We start from the raw sequence: 20,051 nt of genomic DNA, 5'->3' as shown, positions 1-20,051 counted from the left end.
TATCTTTTTGGATAAGCCCTCGACCGATTAGTACCTGTCAGCTCCATGCATTGCTGCACTTCCACCTCAGGCCTATCAACCTCGTCGTCTTCAAGGGGTCTTACTAATTGGGAAATCTCATCTTGAGGGGGGCTTCACGCTTAGATGCTTTCAGCGCTTATCCCGTCCGCACTTAGCTACCCAGCTGTGCTCCTGGCGGAACAACTGGTACACCAGCGGTGCGTCCATCCCGGTCCTCTCGTACTAAGGACAGCTCCTCTCAAATTTCCTGCGCCCACGACAGATAGGGACCGAACTGTCTCACGACGTTCTGAACCCAGCTCGCGTACCGCTTTAATGGGCGAACAGCCCAACCCTTGGGACCTACTTCAGCCCCAGGATGCGATGAGCCGACATCGAGGTGCCAAACCTCCCCGTCGATGTGGACTCTTGGGGGAGATAAGCCTGTTATCCCCAGGGTAGCTTTTATCCGTTGAGCGATGGCCCTTCCATGCGGTACCACCGGATCACTAAGCCCGACTTTCGTCCCTGCTCGACTTGTCAGTCTCGCAGTCAAGCTCCCTTTTGCCTTTGCACTCTGCGAATGATTTCCAACCATTCTGAGGGAACCTTGGGGCGCCTCCGTTACTCTTTAGGAGGCGACCGCCCCAGTCAAACTGCCCGCCTGACACGGTCCCCGTACCGGCTTACGGTACTGGGTTAGAACTCCGATACGATCAGGGTGGTATCCCAACGTCGCCTCCATGGAAGCTTGCGCTCCCACTTCCTAGGCTCCCACCTATCCTGTACAAATCGTATCAAAGTCCAATATCAAGCTGCAGTAAAGCTCCATGGGGTCTTTCCGTCTTGTCGCGGGTAACCTGCATCTTCACAGGTATTAAAATTTCACCGGATCTCTCGTTGAGACAGCGCCCAAGTCGTTACGCCATTCGTGCGGGTCAGAATTTACCTGACAAGGAATTTCGCTACCTTAGGACCGTTATAGTTACGGCCGCCGTTTACTGGGGCTTCGGTTCACAGCTTCGGGTTTAACCCCTAACCGCTCCCCTTAACCTTCCAGCACCGGGCAGGCGTCAGCCCGTATACTTCGCCTTGCGGCTTCGCACAGACCTGTGTTTTTGCTAAACAGTCGCTTGGGCCTTTTCACTGCGGCCCCCTCGAGCTATTCACTCTACCGGGGCACCCCTTCTCCCGAAGTTACGGGGTCATTTTGCCGAGTTCCTTAACGAGAGTTCTTCCGCGCGCCTTAGAATTCTCTTCTCGCCTACCTGTGTCGGTTTGCGGTACGGGCACCTTCTCCTGGCTAGAGGCTTTTCTCGGCAGTGTGAGATCATGACCTTCGGTACTGTAAATTTTCCCTCCCCATCACAGCCCAGCCTTACGGTGTGCGGATTTGCCTACACACCAGCCTCACTGCTTGGACGGGGCATTCCATCGCCCCGCGTCACTACCCTCCTGCGTCACCCCATCGCTCATAACGGATTATGGTGGTACAGGAATTAGAGCCTGTTGTCCTTCGACTACGCCTTTCGGCCTCGCCTTAGGTCCCGACTTACCCTGAGCGGACGAACCTTCCTCAGGAACCCTTAGGCTTTCGGCGGATCAGATTCTCACTGATCTTTTCGTTACTCATACCGGCATTCTCACTTGTGTACCGTCCAGCTGTCCTTCCGGTCAACCTTCAACCTATACACAACGCTCCCCTACCCCTGATGCAAAGCATCAAGCCATAGCTTCGGTGGTGTGTTTAGCCCCGTTACATTTTCGGCGCAGAGTCACTCGACCAGTGAGCTATTACGCACTCTTTAAATGGTGGCTGCTTCTAAGCCAACATCCTGGTTGTCTGTGCAACTCCACATCCTTTCCCACTTAACACACACTTGGGGACCTTAGCTGATGGTCTGGGCTGTTTCCCTTTTGACAATGGATCTTAGCACTCACTGTCTGACTCCCGGTGAATCAGTCTATGGCATTCGGAGTTTGACTGAGCTTGGTAACCCTTGCGGGCCCCGCACCCAATCAGTGCTCTACCTCCACGACTGTCACACCGAGGCTAGCCCTAAAGCTATTTCGGGGAGAACCAGCTATCTCCGAGTTCGATTGGAATTTCTCCGCTACCCCCACCTCATCCCCGCACTTTTCAACGTACGTGGGTTCGGGCCTCCAGTGCGTGTTACCGCACCTTCACCCTGGACAGGGGTAGATCACACGGTTTCGGGTCTACGCCTGCAAACTAAATTCGCCCTATTCAGACTCGCTTTCGCTGCGGCTCCGGCTTCTCGCCTTAACCTTGCTTGCAAACGTAACTCGCCGGTTCATTCTACAAAAGGCACGCCATCACCCATATAGAGGGCTCTGACTTCTTGTAAGCACACGGTTTCAGGTTCTGTTTCACTCCCCTTCCGGGGTGCTTTTCACCTTTCCCTCACGGTACTGCTTCACTATCGGTCGCTAGGGAGTATTTAGCCTTACCAGATGGTCCTGGCAGATTCATACGGGGTTTCACGTGCCCCGCACTACTCGGGATCCGTCTCGGAGGGCAGAGACTTTCGATTACAGGGCTTTTACCTTCTCTGGCCGGCCTTTCCAGACCTGTTCGTCTAACCTCTGCCTTTGTAACTCCATGTGAGACGTCCCACAACCCCGAAGAGCAAGCTCTTCGGTTTAGGCTAATCCGCGTTCGCTCGCCGCTACTGACGGAATCACTATTGTTTTCTCTTCCTCAGGGTACTTAGATGTTTCAGTTCCCCTGGTATGCCTCTTCACCACCTATGGATTCAGTGATGAGTGACTAGGTATTACCCCAGCCGGGTTTCCCCATTCGGACATCCCCGGATCGATGCTTGCTTACAGCTCCCCGAGGCAGTTTCGTTGTTCGCCACGTCCTTCTTCGGCTCCTAGCGCCTAGGCATCCTCCGTGTGCTCTTAGTAGCTTAACCATAATTTTTCCCGAAGGAAAAACATCAAACCACTAATATCTTCACTTGTTTTGACACAAGTTCAGCTAAAAGGATTGTTCTAAAACGCAAATTTCGTTTCGTTATCCAGTTTTCAAGGATCAAGTTTCTTCGCCGTTTTACCGGCAGAAGAATATCTTATCATCTCCTGCCTTACCGTTCAACCGGTAAGTGTTGGAAAGATAAGCTTGAGAGTTGAACTCTCAAAACTGACCAACGAGTGAGTAAGTTCGCTAACCCGAGTTAGCTATTTGAATGCTTCCATCGCAGGAAGCGATTCTCCATAGAAAGGAGGTGATCCAGCCGCACCTTCCGATACGGCTACCTTGTTACGACTTCACCCCAATCATCTACCCCACCTTCGGCGGCTGGCCCCTTGCGGTTACCTCACCGACTTCGGGTGTTGTAAACTCTCGTGGTGTGACGGGCGGTGTGTACAAGACCCGGGAACGTATTCACCGCGGCATGCTGATCCGCGATTACTAGCAATTCCGACTTCATGCAGGCGAGTTGCAGCCTGCAATCCGAACTGAGACCGGCTTTTCTAGGATTCGCTCCAGATCGCTCCTTCGCTTCCCGTTGTACCGGCCATTGTAGTACGTGTGTAGCCCAGGTCATAAGGGGCATGATGATTTGACGTCATCCCCACCTTCCTCCGGTTTGTCACCGGCAGTCACTCTAGAGTGCCCACCATTACATGCTGGCAACTAAAGTCAAGGGTTGCGCTCGTTGCGGGACTTAACCCAACATCTCACGACACGAGCTGACGACAACCATGCACCACCTGTCTCCTCTGTCCCGAAGGAAAGCCATATCTCTACAGCGGTCAGAGGGATGTCAAGACCTGGTAAGGTTCTTCGCGTTGCTTCGAATTAAACCACATACTCCACTGCTTGTGCGGGTCCCCGTCAATTCCTTTGAGTTTCAGCCTTGCGGCCGTACTCCCCAGGCGGAGTGCTTAATGTGTTTACTTCGGCACCAAGGGTATCGAAACCCCTAACACCTAGCACTCATCGTTTACGGCGTGGACTACCAGGGTATCTAATCCTGTTTGCTCCCCACGCTTTCGCGCCTCAGCGTCAGTTACAGCCCAGAGAGTCGCCTTCGCCACTGGTGTTCCTCCACATCTCTACGCATTTCACCGCTACACGTGGAATTCCACTCTCCTCTTCTGCACTCAAGCCGTCCAGTTTCCAGTGCGACCCGGGGTTGAGCCCCAGGATTAAACACCAGACTTAAACAGCCGCCTGCGCGCGCTTTACGCCCAATAATTCCGGACAACGCTTGCCCCCTACGTATTACCGCGGCTGCTGGCACGTAGTTAGCCGGGGCTTTCTTCTCAGGTACCGTCACTCTCCTGGCAGTTACTCCAGAAGACGTTCTTCCCTGGCAACAGAGCTTTACGATCCGAAAACCTTCATCACTCACGCGGCGTTGCTCCGTCAGACTTTCGTCCATTGCGGAAGATTCCCTACTGCTGCCTCCCGTAGGAGTCTGGGCCGTGTCTCAGTCCCAGTGTGGCCGTTCACCCTCTCAGGTCGGCTACGCATCGTCGCCTTGGTGAGCCGTTACCCCACCAACTAGCTAATGCGCCGCAGGCCCATCCGTAAGTGACAGATTGCTCCGCCTTTCCCAAGCCTCCCATGCGAGAGACTTGATTATCCGGTATTAGCTACCGTTTCCGGTAGTTATCCCGGTCTTACGGGCAGGTTGCCTACGTGTTACTCACCCGTCCGCCGCTAACCATCAGGAGTGCAAGCACTCCATCAGGTCCGCTCGACTTGCATGTATTAGGCACGCCGCCAGCGTTCGTCCTGAGCCAGGATCAAACTCTCCAATAAAGGTTGGATGAACGAATCATCCAAGTTTATTCGAAAGAGCGATTAGCTCAATCAGTTACTGACGAGAATTTTAATTCTCATTTATACTCACTCGTTGTTCAGTTTTCAAAGATCAACTCATTTTTCGCTCGTTGCCGTGTTTCAGCGGCAACTCTTATAATATATCACCCTTTAAACAATATTGCAAGACTTTTTTTATAACAACTAATTCCAGTCGTTTTTTATCGCCTTGCATTTTTGCAGCGGGTGTCTATTAATATACCTCAAAAGCCGGTGCAATATCAACCCTAGGAAAGAACTTCCTCAATATGCAGCTCTCTTGTCAGCACAAGATTCACGATTTCCCCTTTGACCGAAACCATCGGACGAGTCGGGTGATTGCGGTCGGAGAACACGATTTCGCCTACGCTGCCGTCGCTAAGCCGTACACGCGTCCCGTTATGAAACTGCGTCACCTTATCAACAAATGATTGGACTACGCCGGGATCCAGCTTTCCAAAAGCCTCGGAGCGGATCTCTTCCAGGACCAAGTAAGGCGACTTGGCTTTACGGTACCTCCGGTTTAACGTCATGGCGTGGAAAATATCCGCTACGCTGACGATTTTGGCGTAGATATGGATTTTATCTCCGGTTAACCGGAACGGATACCCGGTGCCGTCCATCTTTTCATGATGCTGAAGCGCCGTCAATCTGACCCCTTCATTAATTGCCGCCGTTTTGCGCAGCTGCTGATAGCCGTAAGTTGTGTGCATACGCATTTCCTCCGCTTCGTCAGAGGTTAGCGGGGACGGTTTGTACAGAATCACCGGATCGATTTTCGTATTCCCGATATCATGCAGCAAACCGGCAAAAGCGACCTGCATCCAATCCTTCTGCGGCAATCCGTGCCATTGCGCCAGCTGATAAGACGTCAGCGAAGAAAGGATCGCATTGTGGTACAAATAATCATATTCATTCATAAATTGCGGCGTAAACGTAAGCACATTATAGTGCTTCAAATGACGGATCAACGCCTCAAACTGATGGCGGAGCTCATAAATCGGGAGTTCGGCGGCCAGTACGGATTGAAAAGCGCTCTTCGTCAAATGCAGCATACGATCGTATTCCTTGTGTAATGCAGCATAGGGAGAAACCGTCTCGTTTTCCGCAGATCCGTTTGCAGAAGCGGAAGGAGCGATAGAAGCGGAGTATCCCTCTTTGGAAGCTTCCTTTACCGTCTCCGCTGCTTTACGTTCAGGGAGTTGCTGCAAATCTTCAATCTCTACCTGTTCGATCATAAAAGCGCGCAAAATATCCAAATCTCTCGGAAGCAAAACCTTTCCCTTCTGCAGTAAAAGACCGCCCAACGGGCTATGCACATGATTTGACAATTTGACTCCAGGCTTTAATTCCGTGATTGAGATACTAGTCATCTTTTACTCTCTCCTCAAGGTCCAAAACTAAAAATCCGCCTTCATTTCTCCCAAATCTAGGGATTAAGAACTAAGGTTCGTCTACTGTCATTATAGTACGGCGGCAAAATAGCAAGCAATCTTTCTTTCTATAATCAACTAAAAAACAGCCTTCCCGCCCATAAGCTGGGAAGACTGTTTTCATATGCTGCTTATTCTTCAGCGTTATCGGTGGCCGGCTCGGAGCCCGATCCTTCCAGCGGCGGATTTTCGGAAACGGCCGATTCTTCGCCTTCTCCTTCCGGCTCATCCTCGCTCTTGTCCGTCCGGCAGACGGTCGCTACGGAATCATCCTCACGGATATTGATCAGCTTCACGCCCTGCGTATTCCGGCCCATTGTGGAAATGCCTTCCATGCTGGTCCGGATCAACGTCCCGCTGCTTGTGATGATCATCAAATCTTCCTCGTCCTTAACGACTTTCAGGCCGACGACCGAACCGTTTTTCTCCGTAACGTTGATCGTCTTGATCCCTTTGCCGCCCCGGCTTTGGATCCGGTATTCGGAAACCGGCGTACGTTTCCCGTAGCCTTTGGCGGTTACGATCAACACGTCCTGACCCGGCACCACGACATCCATGCCGATCAGTTCGTCGCCGTCATCCAGCGTAATGCCTTTAACCCCGGTAGCCGATCTGCCCATGGAACGAACGTCGCTTTCCGGGAACCGGATGGACATCCCTTGCGCCGTACCCATGATGACTTCCTGCTGGCCGTCGGTCAGCTTCACGTCGATCAGCCTGTCGTCCTCGCGCAAATTCACGGCAATCAGGCCGCCTTTGCGGATGTTGATGTAATCTTCGATCGGCGTCTTTTTAACGATCCCCTGCTGGGTCGCAAAGAACAGGTATTTGTCCTCATCAAAACGCTCGACCTCGATCACCGCATTGACGGTCTCGCCCTGTTCGATCTGGATCAGGTTGATGATCGGCGTACCGCGTGCCGTACGGCCCAACTCCGGAATTTCGTAAGCTTTCAGGCGGTAGGCTTTGCCGCGGTCGGTGAAGAACATCAGATAATGGTGGGAGTTCGTCACGAACAGATGCTCCACAAAGTCATTATCTTTCGTGTCCATCCCCACAACGCCGCGCCCGCCGCGTTTTTGGCTGCGGTAGGTCGTAACCGGCAGCCGTTTGATGTAACCGGTATGCGTAAGCGTGATGACGACCTCTTCCTGCGGAATCAGATCTTCGTCGAGAATGCTCTCTTCCCCGATCGTGATTTCCGTCCGGCGAGGATCGGCGTACTTCTCGCGAATTTCCTGAAGCTCCTGCCCGATAATTTCCAGCACAAGCGATTCATTGGCCAAAATCTCACGGTATTCCGCGATCTTTTGCAGCAGCTCGTTATATTCGCTTTCGATTTTCTCGCGTTCCAATCCGGTCAACCGGCGCAGTCGCATATCGAGGATAGCCTGAGCCTGGTCAAGGCTCAAACCGAATTGCGTCATCAAACCTTCGCGGGCTTCTTCATCGGAATTGGAAGCGCGAATCAAGGCGATAACTTCGTCAATATGATCCAAAGCGATGCGCAGGCCTTCAAGGATATGCGCCCGGGCTTCGGCTTTTTTCAAGTCGAATTCCGTGCGCCGGCGAATAACTTCGATCTGGTGCTGCAAATAATGACTAAGGACTTCCTTCAGCGTCAAAAGCTTAGGCTCGTTATTAACGATCGCTATCATGTTGATGCCGAACGTGCTCTGCAACGCCGTATGTTTGTACAAATTGTTCAAGACGACGTTAGGGTTCACATCGCGGCGGAGCTCGATGACGATGCGCATCCCGGTGCGGTCCGATTCATCGCGCAAATCGGTGATGCCGTCAATTCTTTTTTCCCGTACAAGCTCGGCGATTTTCTCTACCAAACGAGCCTTATTGACCATATAAGGAATTTCTTCCACAATGATCCGGGCTTTGTTGTTATGCTCCTCAATTGAGGTTCTAGCCCGCATCGTCACGGCTCCCCGGCCTGTCGTATAGGCCTGCCGAATGCCGGAACGGCCTATGACGTAACCTGCCGTCGGAAAATCCGGCCCTTTGATATAATCCATCAATTCCAGCGAACTGATGTCCGGATTTTCGATCAAAGCCTGGACCCCATCGATAACCTCGCCCAAATTATGCGGCGGAATGCTGGTCGCCATCCCGACGGCGATCCCCGAAACCCCGTTTATCAGCAGATTTGGAAAACGCGCCGGCAATACGACGGGCTCCTTCTCCTCACCGTCATAGTTTGGCATAAAATCAATCGTCTCTTTATTGATATCGCGAAGCATTTCCATCGCGATTTTGGATAAACGCGCTTCCGTATAACGCATCGCTGCAGCAGAGTCACCGTCAATGGAACCAAAGTTGCCATGACCCTCCACCAGCATATTGCGCATGGAGAAATCCTGCGCCATGCGCACCATCGATTCATAAACTGCAGAATCCCCATGGGGATGGTATTTACCAATGACTTCGCCGACGATTCTCGCCGATTTCTTAAACGGCTTGTCCGGATGCATCCCCAGTTCCGACATCGCAAACAGTATCCGGCGATGCACCGGTTTCAGACCATCCCTTACATCCGGCAATGCACGGCTGACAATAATGCTCATGGCATAATCCATAAAGGATTCGCGCATTTCCACATTGATGTCCCGGTCAATGATTTGAGAGAATTTTTCTTCCGCCATGCTGGACCTCCTTCATTTCTACCCACATGCCAATCTATGGGAAAAGCCCGAAAAACCTCCACTTTCATTATATTACTTTCACAAAGCAAGCTCAATTAAACGTGGGCCGGTTTTCATCACACATTCCATAAGGACAGCAAAAAAATAGGGATGTGTCCACTCCCATCGAAACGTTCGTACATACACTACGGATATAGGCCAAAAAAGCTTATAAAATCCCCATATCTTATAATTATATCATTGTTTATCTCTTCTGTCCTATGTTTTTCGCACTCGGAAGTTGGCTCGGCAAAGAAGACTGAGGAAAGGAAGGATCTCGTTTTGGCGATTCAACGCATCGCAAGCAAATGGGAAAAAACGAAAGTAATCCGGCAGAATGAATCACTTCGTCCTTATATCCCGGATACCCGAAAATTCGCTCTGGAGCCTCTCCGGGATATGTTGAACGAGTACGGGTTCGTCTTTGTCAAGCCGGACAATGGAACCTACGGCAACGGGGTCATGAGCGTAGAACTCTGGCGGGATGAACTTGCCCCGGACAGTCCCATGCAATACAGGTTAAGGTACGGAACGGAATCCGAACTGTTCCCGGCGTTGGAGGAATTGTACGAGGCGCTTGAGAAAAGAATCGGACAGACGCCTTACCTGATTCAAAAAGGGATTCGCGCGCTTACGTATCGGCGGCGTAAATTCGACATCCGCGCCCTCGTACAGAGAACCCCGCGCAAAACCTGGGAAACGACCGGATTTATCGGCCGGGTGGCGGCCCAGCAAAAAGTAATCACCAACTATCACGGCGGCGGCAGCGTCATGCTGATCGAAGATCTTCTGGCTCCTTACACGAACGCCAAAGAATTCGCCCGCCTTTACAAGGATATGAAATGGATCGGCGAACAGGTGGCGGCCCAACTGGCCCGTAAATTCCCCAGGCTCAAGGAAATCGGCCTGGACATCGCCATTGACGAATACCATCATATCTGGATTTTGGAGGTGAACACCCTCCCCGCCCTATTCCCTTTCAAAATGCTGCACCCGAAAGAAGTCTATAAAAAAATCCGGCGTTACGCAGTGGCGTACGGCCGGCTGAAGGCTTCTTCCAAATAGCGAAAACCGTTCATGCGTCTGTTCAATCCATCCGAATCACTTTTACTTGGCCCGTAAACGTTTTGATGCGGATCTCATTTTGCCCCACATCCACCATTCCGGAGGGCTCATGGACGCTTTCCGGCGGGCTGTTGCGGGCGCTTTTTTTTGCTCCCGGACAAGCCGGATTTCCGTATATGGCGGCAATCAGCCAATGGTTGCCCGGCCGAAGACGGCCCCGAAGCGTAGGAATGACGGTCCGCGGATACAACACATTCGTGTTGGCGTTCGGGTATATCAGTTCCGCCTGCCCATACCCTAGTTTGCCGGCGACGCCGCTGCTCCCCAGCGAATTGCCGATCAGCACACCGCCCTCGGACAACGTCCCGATTTGTTCGCCCTGCGCAGCCGGTTCAAGCCCCAGGGCAAATCCGCCTTCGGCAACGTCCAGCTCCCGGTCCGTGCTGATCCGGTGAATCCGGTAATGCCACGGCAAACCGGCGACGATCCAGGACTCAACGCAAACGTTATGCCACGGTCTCCACCGGGCATAAATGAGGTTCTCCTCAATCCCTGTCTCCTCGTTGCTCCTTCTGACCCGGTACAGATTGTCCCCTTCGCTGAGCGCAAGCATCGAGTCGAAAGCCCCTTGCCCAAGCCCCCACTCCGCTCTCGGCACGCTAAAGCCGAAGGCGGTCGAATAGGCGAATTTTCCATATTTTGCCGATGTATGCGTGTGTTCATTGGTCGAGAGGTGGCCGCTGTTGAACGCGGCGACATGACCGCTTCTCTCCTGCCGGCAAACGACGAGATGCGGCGGCAGCTGCACCGCGACGGGCCCGGCAGCGGGCAGCGCCTCCTCTTCCGCCTGCCAGAAGGGATGGCTTTCCGGAAAAGCGAGCGGCAAAAAAGCTTTAAAGGCCCAATAAGGCGACCCCGGCGAATTGTAATTTTCGGCCATCACCAGGTTAGGATAGGCGTAACCGACCGTCAGCAGTCCGCCCGCATCCAAAATCGGCTGCCGAAACCACCAGCGCAAATTCCGCAAGACGAGACCTTTGATCACCCCCGGCGAAAAAACGTCAACCTCGGCGTAAGCCAGCGCGCTCCAGAACGCCGACTGGGCAAACCGGTACGTCAGGCTTCTCCCATAGGGCAGCGCCGAACCGTCCGGCGCAAACCACAACGTGAAATCGGCGGCAAACCGCGCCGCCCTGTCCTTAAAGCGGGCTGCCCGCTTCGGGTCCTCATCCCCCATCAGCTTGGCGTACAGCAAACCGTAAAAATGCAGGGCAAACGGCACGTAGTAATCGCTGTGCCCGCCCGGCCCGTCGCTGTACCAGCCGTCGGATAAGTAAAATTCGTCAATCCGGCTTAAATTGCGCGCCACTTGCTCGCGGTCATACGGAAGTCCGGCCTTATGAAACCCGATATTGACGAGCACCTGGAAAAAAAGCCAGTTGCAATCGTAACAAGCGCGGTGGTTGATCTGATTCAGCCAGGCGTACAGATGCTTCCGTTCCCGCTCATCCAACGGCCCCCAGAATCGCTCCGGAGCCAGCGCCAACGCGAACCCGAACGCCGCCATTTCCACCAGGCGCTGGTCGTAATCGTTCACGTCGCCCCAGTATTCCTCATGACCTGGATCGGTACCGTGGCGGATCCCCTCCAGGCAGATGTCCTCTAATGGGGTTTCTCCGCCCCCCGCCAGAAAAGGAACCAAGCCCCACAACACGCGGGAAAAACCCTCCATCCCGGCGACGGAGTCCGGATACCCCGCTCCCGCCGCTCCCAGTTTTAAACGGGCGCGGCCGCCCGTGTAATGTCCCACCAGCGGCCCGGTAAGCTGGTGGAACGCCGCCTGCAGGTCCCGCCGCGCGGCCAAAGGATTTTCCCGAATGGACTTCGAAATTGCCTCCGTTTGTATCCCTTTTCCTTTTCCCATTTCCGCCGCCATGTTCCGACGCTCCTCTCCGCAAATTCGCCTATTCCCAATAAAAAGGCCCTTTCCCCAGCAGCCGGGCCAGCCCTTCGACATAGAAGAAGTCCCCGTAGATCAGCGGCACATCGACGTTTTTACCTTCCGGATAATGCCCCGTGCCGTGCAAAATCAAACCTTCCTCGCGCTCATCGTCCCAAGCGCCGTAGTTCCGGTACAACGAATCCAGAATGCGGATCGCCGCCTCCCGGTAAACCGCGGACTCCAAAGGATCGACTTGATCCGCCAGCAGCAGCAGGCCGCTGGCCGCGCAGGCCCCCGCCGAGGAATCGCGGATATGGCGGAGCTCCTGCGGCGCGCGAAAATCCCATGGCGGCACATGGTCCTCCGGCAGCCCGGCCAGAAAGAAGTGGGCGGCCCGTTTGGCTGCGTTAAGATACGCCGGCTTGCCGGTGTGATGATACGCCAGCGTCAAGCCGTAAATCGCCCAGGCCGTACCCCTGGACCAGGCCGACTCCGGCGCATATCCTTGGCCTCCGAGGGGTTCGAGGCGCTCGCCCGTTTCCGCATCGAACCGGACGATATGGTACACCGAACCGTCGGGGCGGATAAAATGCTCCAGCACCGTATCCATATGCGCCTCCGCAATATGGCGGTAGCGAGGATCGCCCGTGTTGGCCGAAGCCCAGAACAAGAGAGCCGTATTCATACTGCAATCGATAATGGCGATCCCGGCATTGTCCTCTCCTTCGGTCCACGGATTCCAAGCCCGAATGTAGCGCCCCTTCAGGTTAAAGCGAGCCGCCAAATAATTGGCCGCTTTCAGCGCGCGAACGCGCGACTGCTCCTTGCCCAGCAGCTTATACGAAGCTACGCTCGTTAAAATCCACATAAAGCCGGCGTCATGATCCAGCCTCGTATACCCGTCGAGCACGCCGTCCAGCGTCTCCTCGCACCGCTCGGCCAGCGCCTTGAGACGCTCATCCCGGGTGCCGTTGTACAGCAGCCATAAAATCCCCGGCCAAAACCCGGCCGTCCACCAGCCCGGATCGGCAAGCTCGTATACCCCGTTATGGCTGGCGTGGGGGAATCCCGCTCCGATCCGCCCGCTGGTTCTTTGTATTTTTCGCAGCGCCTTGCCCCATGCTTCCTCCGCCCAATCCGCCCGGTTCCTCTCCAGCGTGTGTTCCGCTGCTTGCATGCCATCCACCTTCCCCTTTCGTTGTTCAAACAAATTCGAATTTCAGCCGCACCCGCTCTGTTAGTCCAGGCTGCTTGACGATAAAATCAAGCGAATACCAGCTTTCGTCCCGGCCGAAATGATTGCGGAACGTGTGCGGCTGCGCGGCCGGCTCGAGGCGCTGCCCGTCATAAACGATGCGCAGCGCCCGCTTCCCGCCGCCTGCTGCCAGCAGGACCTCGCCATTTCCGTTCATCTGAGGCGAAAGCGGCGTCACCACCCGTTCCGCCAGCGCTTCCGGCGGTGAGACAAAGCGGAATTCATCGGTCAGCTCCAGCGTCGGCAGCTCCGTTTTGTCCCAGACAAACGACCGGGTGAATCGCTTTAGCCCCGGTTCTTCATAAGCTCCGGTCAAATCAAGCCTCAGCTCATCCCGCGTTTCGCCGGTAGCCGCCTCCAATACCGCCGCCGCGTGCCGCTCCCCTTCGGCCTGATGCCGGCCGTTGATGATCGGCACCGAGTGACCCTGCGACCCGTTGCAATCATAGCGGTACCGGCCTGCTCCGAAATAATCGGCGGTATATTCGCCGCTGCCCAGATCCGCGGCAAAGGTGTCCCCGTCTGCGATCAGGATGAAATGCCCCAGGTCGTTATGGTTGTGCGGCTCCCCGTTGTGCCCGCCCTTGGCGGCAAAGCCAAACGCTCCGGCCGCGCTCCGGTGACGGGAGACCAGCCACTGGGCATCGGGCAAATCATAGCTCGCCGCAGGCCAATCGCGGTCCTGCTCCCCTTCCGCCGCACCATCCTTCCAGACCAGGTTGCGGAAGGCCGGCGCCCAGCGGCTGCAATGGTCGTCCCGGTAATCGGCCCGCAGGACGGGCGGCGGAAGCTGCACGCTCTTGTAACGGCGGGCGAGCTCATGAGATAACCCGATCTGCACGCGGCAATGGGGGACGGCATTGGAGAAATTGGCCACCCGGTCGCCGCCGAGGTAGCATTTTTGCTGAAACTCGGCGATCCGCCGCACCTTGTCCCCGGCAAACCAGTCGGCCTCTCCTAACGTGCGCCGCGCGAGCAAATCGGCAAAATACACGAAATAGCCGAACCCGTAGTTCCAATACCCGGGCCCTTCCGGGCAGGCCCCGTCTGCGCCGAAGCCTTGCAGGTAGCATTCGAGGCTGGCATGCGCGCGCTCCAGGATGGCGCTCAATGCCTCCGGGTCCCGCAGGAGCAGCAGCGCGGCGGCGCCGACGGAACCGGCGCATACGGCCGCCCAATTATGCCTGGCCGTCTCCCATTCGTACGGCCCGCTCCGCAGGAAAGGCTCGAACAACCGCCGGTTCACTTCCGCCTCGATGCGCGTTTGCAGCAGCCTGGGCAGCCGCCCCTGCAGCAGCAAGGCGATTTCGCCTAGCGTAAACCCAGTTTCGGCTGCAAATAGGTCGATGGCCCGCTCATGACCGACCTCGCCCAGATGGGCCGGCAGGCACCATGTATACTCGCCGCAGACCGACCAAATCATGTCCAGCAGCTCGTGTTCCGCAACCTGATCGTCCGGATCAAGCAGGGCCAGCAAAGCGAATGTATTTAACCGCCGTCTCCGCTCGAAGTAAACCCGCTCATACTCCAGCCGCGTCCCCCGCTGCGCAAAGACCGCAAACAACGAATAGGTGAGCTCCGGATTTTGTTCGTGCCGCAGCCGTTCCGCTTCCGCCCGGATTTCCAGGACTTCTTCCCGGTACTCCCCGGACTCCCTCACCCGCCGCCAAAACGCGGCCTGATCTCCGCCCGGATAATACAAACGAAGGTCAGCCGGAGCCATACGCCCTACGATCGCAAGCCAATCCTCACGTTCCAACGTTCGTCCCAACGAATTCATGATGATCCCATCCTCCGCTTCACCGCCAGATTCCCAACGCCCTTCATCTCCGGTACTCCATAGGAGTGGCGCCCGTGTAACCTTTGAACGTTTTAATAAAATAGCTCTGATTGTCGTAACCGAGCATTTCGCCGATCTCCCCGACGGAATACCGGGTCCCGTCCAGCAGCTCCTTGGCCCGCTCCATTTTCATGCGCGTAATATACTCTATGAAGGTCATGCCGGTTTCCTTCTTGAACAGCCGGCTGAAATAGCTCGGGTTCAAATGCAGATGCCCGGCCGCCTCGTCGAGGCTGATTCGCGTATGAAGGTGAAGGGAGACGTACCGGCAGGCCTCCGCCACCTCGGTTCGCCGGCTCGCCCCCGAACCCGCCTCCGTCAGGGCCGCAATCCGCTCCAAATGACCCTTCAACCAAGCGCCAAGCTCGGACAGCGAATAAATGTCGACCAACTCCTTATGCAGGGACTCGGCGGAATAAGACGGGCGGATCGAATGCAGCGAATGCAGCTTCAGCTTCAAATCGAGCAGCAGCTTCAGCGTCCAGTCTTTGACGGTCTCCGGCGCATACCGCGCCCGGCCGATCATGGACATCCATTTGTCCGCTATGCTATCGGCCAGGACCGGATTTTTGCCGAGCAGCGCTTCCCTCAGCTCCGTATTGGCCCGGTCGTAAAAAGCGAACAGATTCGGCCGCTCGCCATCCCCCGCGCTTTCCAAGGTCTTTTCGCTCCGTTTGGCAATTTCCCCGGGTTCCAGATAAAATCTCACGCTCTCGCCGTTAAGCAGCTCACCAAGCTTCTGTTTCAGGCTTTCCGCGCCGCCGCAGCTCTCTCCCAGCACAAAGGACATGCCGACCTTAAGCACGCGGCGCAGCGTGAATTGCATCTCCTGCAGGCAAGCGGCCGCTTCGTCCGCAGCGTTCCGCTTCAGCGATGGCGTATGAGAGAACAGCAAAATCGACGTCCCCGTGTCATATCTGACGTGAAGGCCTTGCAACGGCAGCCCGTTCCATACTTCCCCCAGCACATTGCCGATCGCAAAATGCAGCGTCCGGTCGGATGCGAAGCGGTGCTTCACCGTCTGGTAGTTCTCCACGTAACCGATCGCCGGCAAACAGGACTGCCCCGGCAGAAACAGGCCGTATTCCCGCGCTTCCTGTTCCCACTTCTGCGCCGAGAACAGCGGCTGATCGATCAGGCTCGCCAGTATCTGCTCCTTGCGCAGCTCGCTCGCCTCCACGACCAGTTGCTTCATCCGCGATTGCTCCCAGCCGTTGTGCGCCTCTTCGTCCATATGGTCCTTGAACCGTCGCAGCACCGCGGCCACATCCTCCGGATCGAGCGTATCCTTGAGCAAATAATCCTGCACATTCAGCCGCATCGCTTGCTGGGCGTATTCGAATTCGCTGTGGCAGGACAAGATGGCGATCCGCACATGCGGTGACATCCGCCGAATCCGGGCCGACAGCTCCAGTCCGTCCATTCTGGGCATCCCGATGTCCGTGATCAGAATGTCCGGCATTTCCCGCTGCGCCTGCTCCCAGGCGCTCCAGCCGTTTTCGTAGGAACCCATCAGCCGCAGCCCAAGCCCTTCCCAGGGGATCGCCTCCGACAGCAATTGGGTTACGGGATAATCGTCATCCACCAGCATCACGTTATACACTAGCGCTCCCCCTTATCGTGAGGAATGTACATCTCGATCACCGTTCCGAGTCCCGGTTCGCTGCGAATTTCCACGTGGAACATTGGCCCGAACCTCAAGCGCATCCGCTCCATCACATTGTGCAGGCCCATCCCGGAAAAATGGCCTTTCGGCTTGATACCGGCTTGTTCAGGCGCCGCCCCCGCATCGTTCATCCTGCGCAGCGTGGCCTCAAGCTTCGCTTCTTCCATCCCGGCGCCGTTATCCGCGACGGTGAGCAGCAAACCGTCCTGTTCCATCGAAGCGGCGATCCTGATGACGCCGGCCTGCTGCGTAAGCCCGTGAATCAGCGCGTTTTCCACGAGCGGTTGCAGGATGAGCCGCGGCACTTTCACGAGAAAAGCCTCCGGCGCCACGGCCAGCTCCAGCGTCACTTCCTGCTTCTGGCGCAAATTCATCAGCCGCACGTAATGCGAAACGAGCTCGATTTCCTCGTGCAGCGTGATTTCATCCTCTTCGCGGCTGATCGTCATCCGCAGCAGCGTGGACAACGAACCGATCATCTTCCCGCTCTCGAGATCACCATGCTTCATCACTTTCATGCGAATCGAATTGAGCACGTTAAACAAAAAATGCGGGTTGATCTGCGCCTGCAGCATTTTCAGCTCCGCCGTCCGTTTGCGGGCCTGGGTCGTGGAAATTTCCGCGATCATTTGCTTTACCCGGTCCAGCATCTGGTCGAACAGCAGCCCCAGCCGCCCGATTTCGTCATTGCCGCGAACGCCGGAGCGCACCTCCAGGTTGCCCCGCTGCACCGCCGACGCCGCCTTGCCGAGCCGCACCAGCGGCCGGGTGAACGTTCTGACCAACACGATCAGCATCGCCATAAACACGATAAACGAGATGATCTGGAACAAGAACACACGGTTGAAGATCGAGCTGATGTTGACCGTCGCCTCCTGGTAGGGCTGGGTAAGGATCAACCGCCAGCCGTTCAGCGCGATGCTCTGCTCAGCTACGAGCAGCGGCTTGCCATCATCCCGCAAAATAAAGGCGGTTTCCGCCGCCGCACGCCCATGCTCATACTCATACTCATGCCCAGCCCCAAGCCCATGCCCCAGTTGCTCCTGCTTCCCGCCGGGATACGCGCCGCCGATGTTGTCCTTGTTCCGGTCCGCCACGATCCTCCCCGCGGCATCCACCAAACGAACTTCCTGGCCCGCGGTCAGTTCGCTGAAAATATCGCTGACCTGATCCTCCATCACCGTCACGACGACATACCCGTAAATGTCCGAATTGGCCAGCCGCAGCGTGCGCGCCACCGACACCTGGTACGGATGGTCGAACCGGTCATACTTAAATTGCGTCGGCTCCGCGCCGATCCAGTAGGAATCCAGCCCCTGCAGCTCGTCGAGCTGATCGAACCACGGTTCCTGCAGCAAATCGAGCGGATTGTAATCGCTTACGGAATAATTCATGAAATAGGATCCGTCGGTGAGCAGCACCGTCACATAGCTTTTTTCGCCAACCACGGTCAGGCTGTCCAACTGTTCCAGCACGCGGTTGGCGTCGGTAAATTTCCGGTAAGGGTCCGGCTCCTGATATCCGGAGGCCATTAGCTTGAAATACGTGTTCAGCCCCGCATTGACCTGGATGTAGTTGGCGATGTCCAGCATGCCTTTTAATAAATGAGTCGCCGATCCGTTCACCAGTTCGAGCGAATTTTCCGCGTTGGCGATGGCCTGCTGCTTGACCGCCTTTTGCGTCAGCGCATGATACACGTTTAAGGTGAAGGCGGCGGGAACGAGAATGCAGGCCACCGCAGCCAAAATCAGTTTCGCGCGGATCGACCGGGGCGCAAAGTGCCTGAGCCGCTTGAACATTCCACCTCACCCCTCGGCGAAAAGGGGGACGCTGCCGCCCCCTGTTTTGGATCATTTTACCACTCATTTTTTGTTGGATTCAATAATTTGGTTAACGCGTTCCTGACAATTTTTGATCGTCGTATCGATGTCCTGGTTGCCCAAAATCAGCTTCTCGTATTCCTCGTTGATCGCCTTGTACACTTCGGCCTGATACGAAGATGGCGGGATGATCGCGGAAGCTTTGGAAGCCATCAGCGTGTTCACCAGCGATTCTTTGTCGACCTTCTCCGGATTTTTCGTACCCGCCAGAATCGTATCGATGATCCCGGTGATTTCCTCGGCCTTTACGCCGTTCCATGCCGGAATGTTTTTGCCCTGCACGACTTGCCCTTCCGTCGTATACCAGCGGACAAAGCGGTACGCCTCTTCCTTATGCTGCGATTTGGCGGCGACGGCCACATAATCGGTGGTCACCGGCGTCAGACCGATTTCATCCTCGGGATTGTTTTTCGGGAACGGGGCGACCGCCACGTTAAAATTCAACGGGACTTTATCGGTGCCGCCGATTTCCGTGTTCATCCAGCTCCCGATCGTCAGCATGCTGGCCGATTCGTTGAAAAACTGCGTCCGGTAAGCAAGCTTTTGCGAGATCATATCGGTATACGGCACGGAAGACTGATCCTCCTTCTCCATCCGCACACGCAACTCCAGCGATTTGCGAAAATTCGGGTCATCCAGGTTGGACGAGCCGTCCGCCTTCAGAAAATCGGCGTTTTGCGGCTGGTTCAGCATCATCAGCTTGACGTATTCCATCCATCCGCCGGCTTGCGGCCCGTGAAAATACGTCCCGTACCGTTTGTTTGCACCTTCCCCTTGGGTCAGCTTTTTCGCATAGTCGGCATATTCGTCCCAGGTCCAGTCGGTAGGCACCGTAAGCCCCGCCTCTTCTAGATGATCCTTGTTCAACAGTACGTACCACGGATTGAACTTCCCTGGAAGCGCATACACTTTGCCGTTCAAATGGGTATCCACTTTGTAGTCCTTTTCCACGGTATAACCGTCTTTGGCGATGTAATCGTCGAGCGGCTCGGCCATGCCTAACGCCACGCGCTGCGCGTATCCGGCGGCATCGCTGAACATCAGGATGTCCATCTGCGCCGACGAAGCCGCTTCCAGGTCCAGCTTCTTGGACGCCTCCTGGGTGTCCCCTTTTTCGCTCAATTGCACCAGCTCGACCGTCACGCCCGGATTCGCCTGCTCATAGGCCGCCAGTGTGTGCTTCCAGTTGTACGCCTCCTCGGTTCCGTACGTGTACAAGCGAAGGTTCACCTGGCCGCCGCCACCGGCTCCGGATTTCTCTCCTTCCGCCGCCGGAGATCCCCCGCCGTTGCCGCCGGCCCCCTGGTTGGCACTGCCGCCCCCACAGCCCGCCAGCAGCCCAATCAGCAGCATCGCGGCCAGCACGGCCGACCATAACTTTACCTGCTTTGCCCCCGTTTTCCGTTTGTTCATGTGTTACCCTCCTTGGTCAGGATATAT

Annotated in this window: 9 protein-coding genes, 2 rRNA genes and 1 pseudogene; 1 reads left to right on the top strand and 11 read right to left on the bottom strand. The window is 55.7% G+C overall.

The genetic code is table 11. From position 1 onward, the window contains the following. Positions 1–7: 7 nt before the first annotated feature. From NYE69_RS03115 to gyrA, 4 genes are all read right to left on the bottom strand, one after another. Positions 8–2,939, bottom strand: a 23S ribosomal RNA gene (locus NYE69_RS03115). A 305-nt stretch (positions 2,940–3,244) separates the two neighbouring features. After that, positions 3,245–4,798: ribosomal RNA gene (locus NYE69_RS03110) — 16S ribosomal RNA — on the bottom strand. The 16S and 23S rRNA genes sit together here, the layout of an rRNA operon. Before the next feature lie 287 nt (positions 4,799–5,085). After that, entirely contained in the window at positions 5,086–6,210 is a 1,125-nt protein-coding gene (locus NYE69_RS03105; RefSeq protein ID WP_340923811.1) for an HD-GYP domain-containing protein, read from the bottom strand. Positions 6,211–6,401: 191 nt separating this feature from the next. After that, positions 6,402–8,924, bottom strand: coding sequence for a DNA gyrase subunit A (gene gyrA / locus NYE69_RS03100; RefSeq protein WP_328272857.1), 2,523 nt, complete (start codon positions 8,922–8,924; stop codon positions 6,402–6,404). 321 nt (positions 8,925–9,245) lie between these two features. Here gyrA and NYE69_RS03095 point away from each other — a divergent pair, with 321 nt between their 5' ends. Beyond that, entirely contained in the window at positions 9,246–10,028 is a 783-nt protein-coding gene (locus tag NYE69_RS03095; RefSeq protein WP_328272855.1) for a YheC/YheD family protein, read from the top strand. A 22-nt stretch (positions 10,029–10,050) separates the two neighbouring features. On the opposite strand, the gene NYE69_RS03090 is transcribed toward NYE69_RS03095, so the two are convergent. From NYE69_RS03090 to NYE69_RS03065, 7 genes and pseudogenes are all read right to left on the bottom strand, one after another. Beyond that, positions 10,051–11,964 (bottom strand): DUF2264 domain-containing protein, encoded by a 1,914-nt coding sequence (locus NYE69_RS03090; protein WP_412761758.1) that lies wholly within the window; start codon positions 11,962–11,964, stop codon positions 10,051–10,053. Between the two features lie 28 nt (positions 11,965–11,992). After that, entirely contained in the window at positions 11,993–13,147 is a 1,155-nt protein-coding gene (locus tag NYE69_RS03085; RefSeq protein WP_340923804.1) for a glycosyl hydrolase, read from the bottom strand. Between the two features lie 25 nt (positions 13,148–13,172). Continuing rightward, positions 13,173–15,005, bottom strand: coding sequence for a heparinase II/III domain-containing protein (locus NYE69_RS03080; protein WP_340923801.1), 1,833 nt, complete (start codon positions 15,003–15,005; stop codon positions 13,173–13,175). A gap of 43 nt (positions 15,006–15,048) precedes the next feature. After that, positions 15,049–15,591, bottom strand: a complete 543-nt coding sequence (locus NYE69_RS33620) for a helix-turn-helix transcriptional regulator (RefSeq protein ID WP_445744814.1) — start codon at positions 15,589–15,591, stop codon at positions 15,049–15,051. 750 nt (positions 15,592–16,341) lie between these two features. After that, positions 16,342–16,656, bottom strand: a pseudogene (locus tag NYE69_RS33615) (response regulator); the annotation flags it as partial. Positions 16,657–16,667: 11 nt separating this feature from the next. Next, complete coding sequence (locus NYE69_RS03070; protein WP_340923796.1) at positions 16,668–18,530, bottom strand: cache domain-containing sensor histidine kinase; 1,863 nt, start codon at positions 18,528–18,530, stop codon at positions 16,668–16,670. 63 nt (positions 18,531–18,593) lie between these two features. Beyond that, the gene (locus NYE69_RS03065; protein WP_340923793.1) at positions 18,594–20,024 is read right to left on the bottom strand and encodes an ABC transporter substrate-binding protein; all 1,431 of its coding nucleotides are present in this window, start codon (positions 20,022–20,024) and stop codon (positions 18,594–18,596) included. Positions 20,025–20,051 lie beyond the last annotated feature (27 nt).

This window comes from Paenibacillus sp. FSL R5-0527, from assembly GCF_038008055.1.
Classification (GTDB): Bacteria; Bacillota; Bacilli; order Paenibacillales; family Paenibacillaceae; genus Fontibacillus; species Fontibacillus macerans.
This window is presented reverse-complemented; position numbering and strand designations above follow the sequence as displayed.

Excerpts from the sequence above, each read along its gene's own strand:
- NYE69_RS03105 (WP_340923811.1), bottom strand. The coding sequence starts at position 6,210 with ATGACTAGTATCTCAATCACGGAATTAAAGCCTGGAGTCAAATTGTCA.
- NYE69_RS03085 (WP_340923804.1), bottom strand. The coding sequence starts at position 13,147 with ATGCAAGCAGCGGAACACACGCTGGAGAGGAACCGGGCGGATTGGGCG.
- NYE69_RS03065 (WP_340923793.1), bottom strand. The coding sequence starts at position 20,024 with ATGAACAAACGGAAAACGGGGGCAAAGCAGGTAAAGTTATGGTCGGCC.
- NYE69_RS33620 (WP_445744814.1), bottom strand. The coding sequence starts at position 15,591 with ATGATCGGCCGGGCGCGGTATGCGCCGGAGACCGTCAAAGACTGGACG.
- NYE69_RS03080 (WP_340923801.1), bottom strand. The coding sequence starts at position 15,005 with ATGAATTCGTTGGGACGAACGTTGGAACGTGAGGATTGGCTTGCGATC.
- NYE69_RS03090 (WP_412761758.1), bottom strand. The coding sequence starts at position 11,964 with ATGGCGGCGGAAATGGGAAAAGGAAAAGGGATACAAACGGAGGCAATT.
- NYE69_RS03070 (WP_340923796.1), bottom strand. The coding sequence starts at position 18,530 with ATGTTCAAGCGGCTCAGGCACTTTGCGCCCCGGTCGATCCGCGCGAAA.
- gyrA (WP_328272857.1), bottom strand. The coding sequence starts at position 8,924 with ATGGCGGAAGAAAAATTCTCTCAAATCATTGACCGGGACATCAATGTG.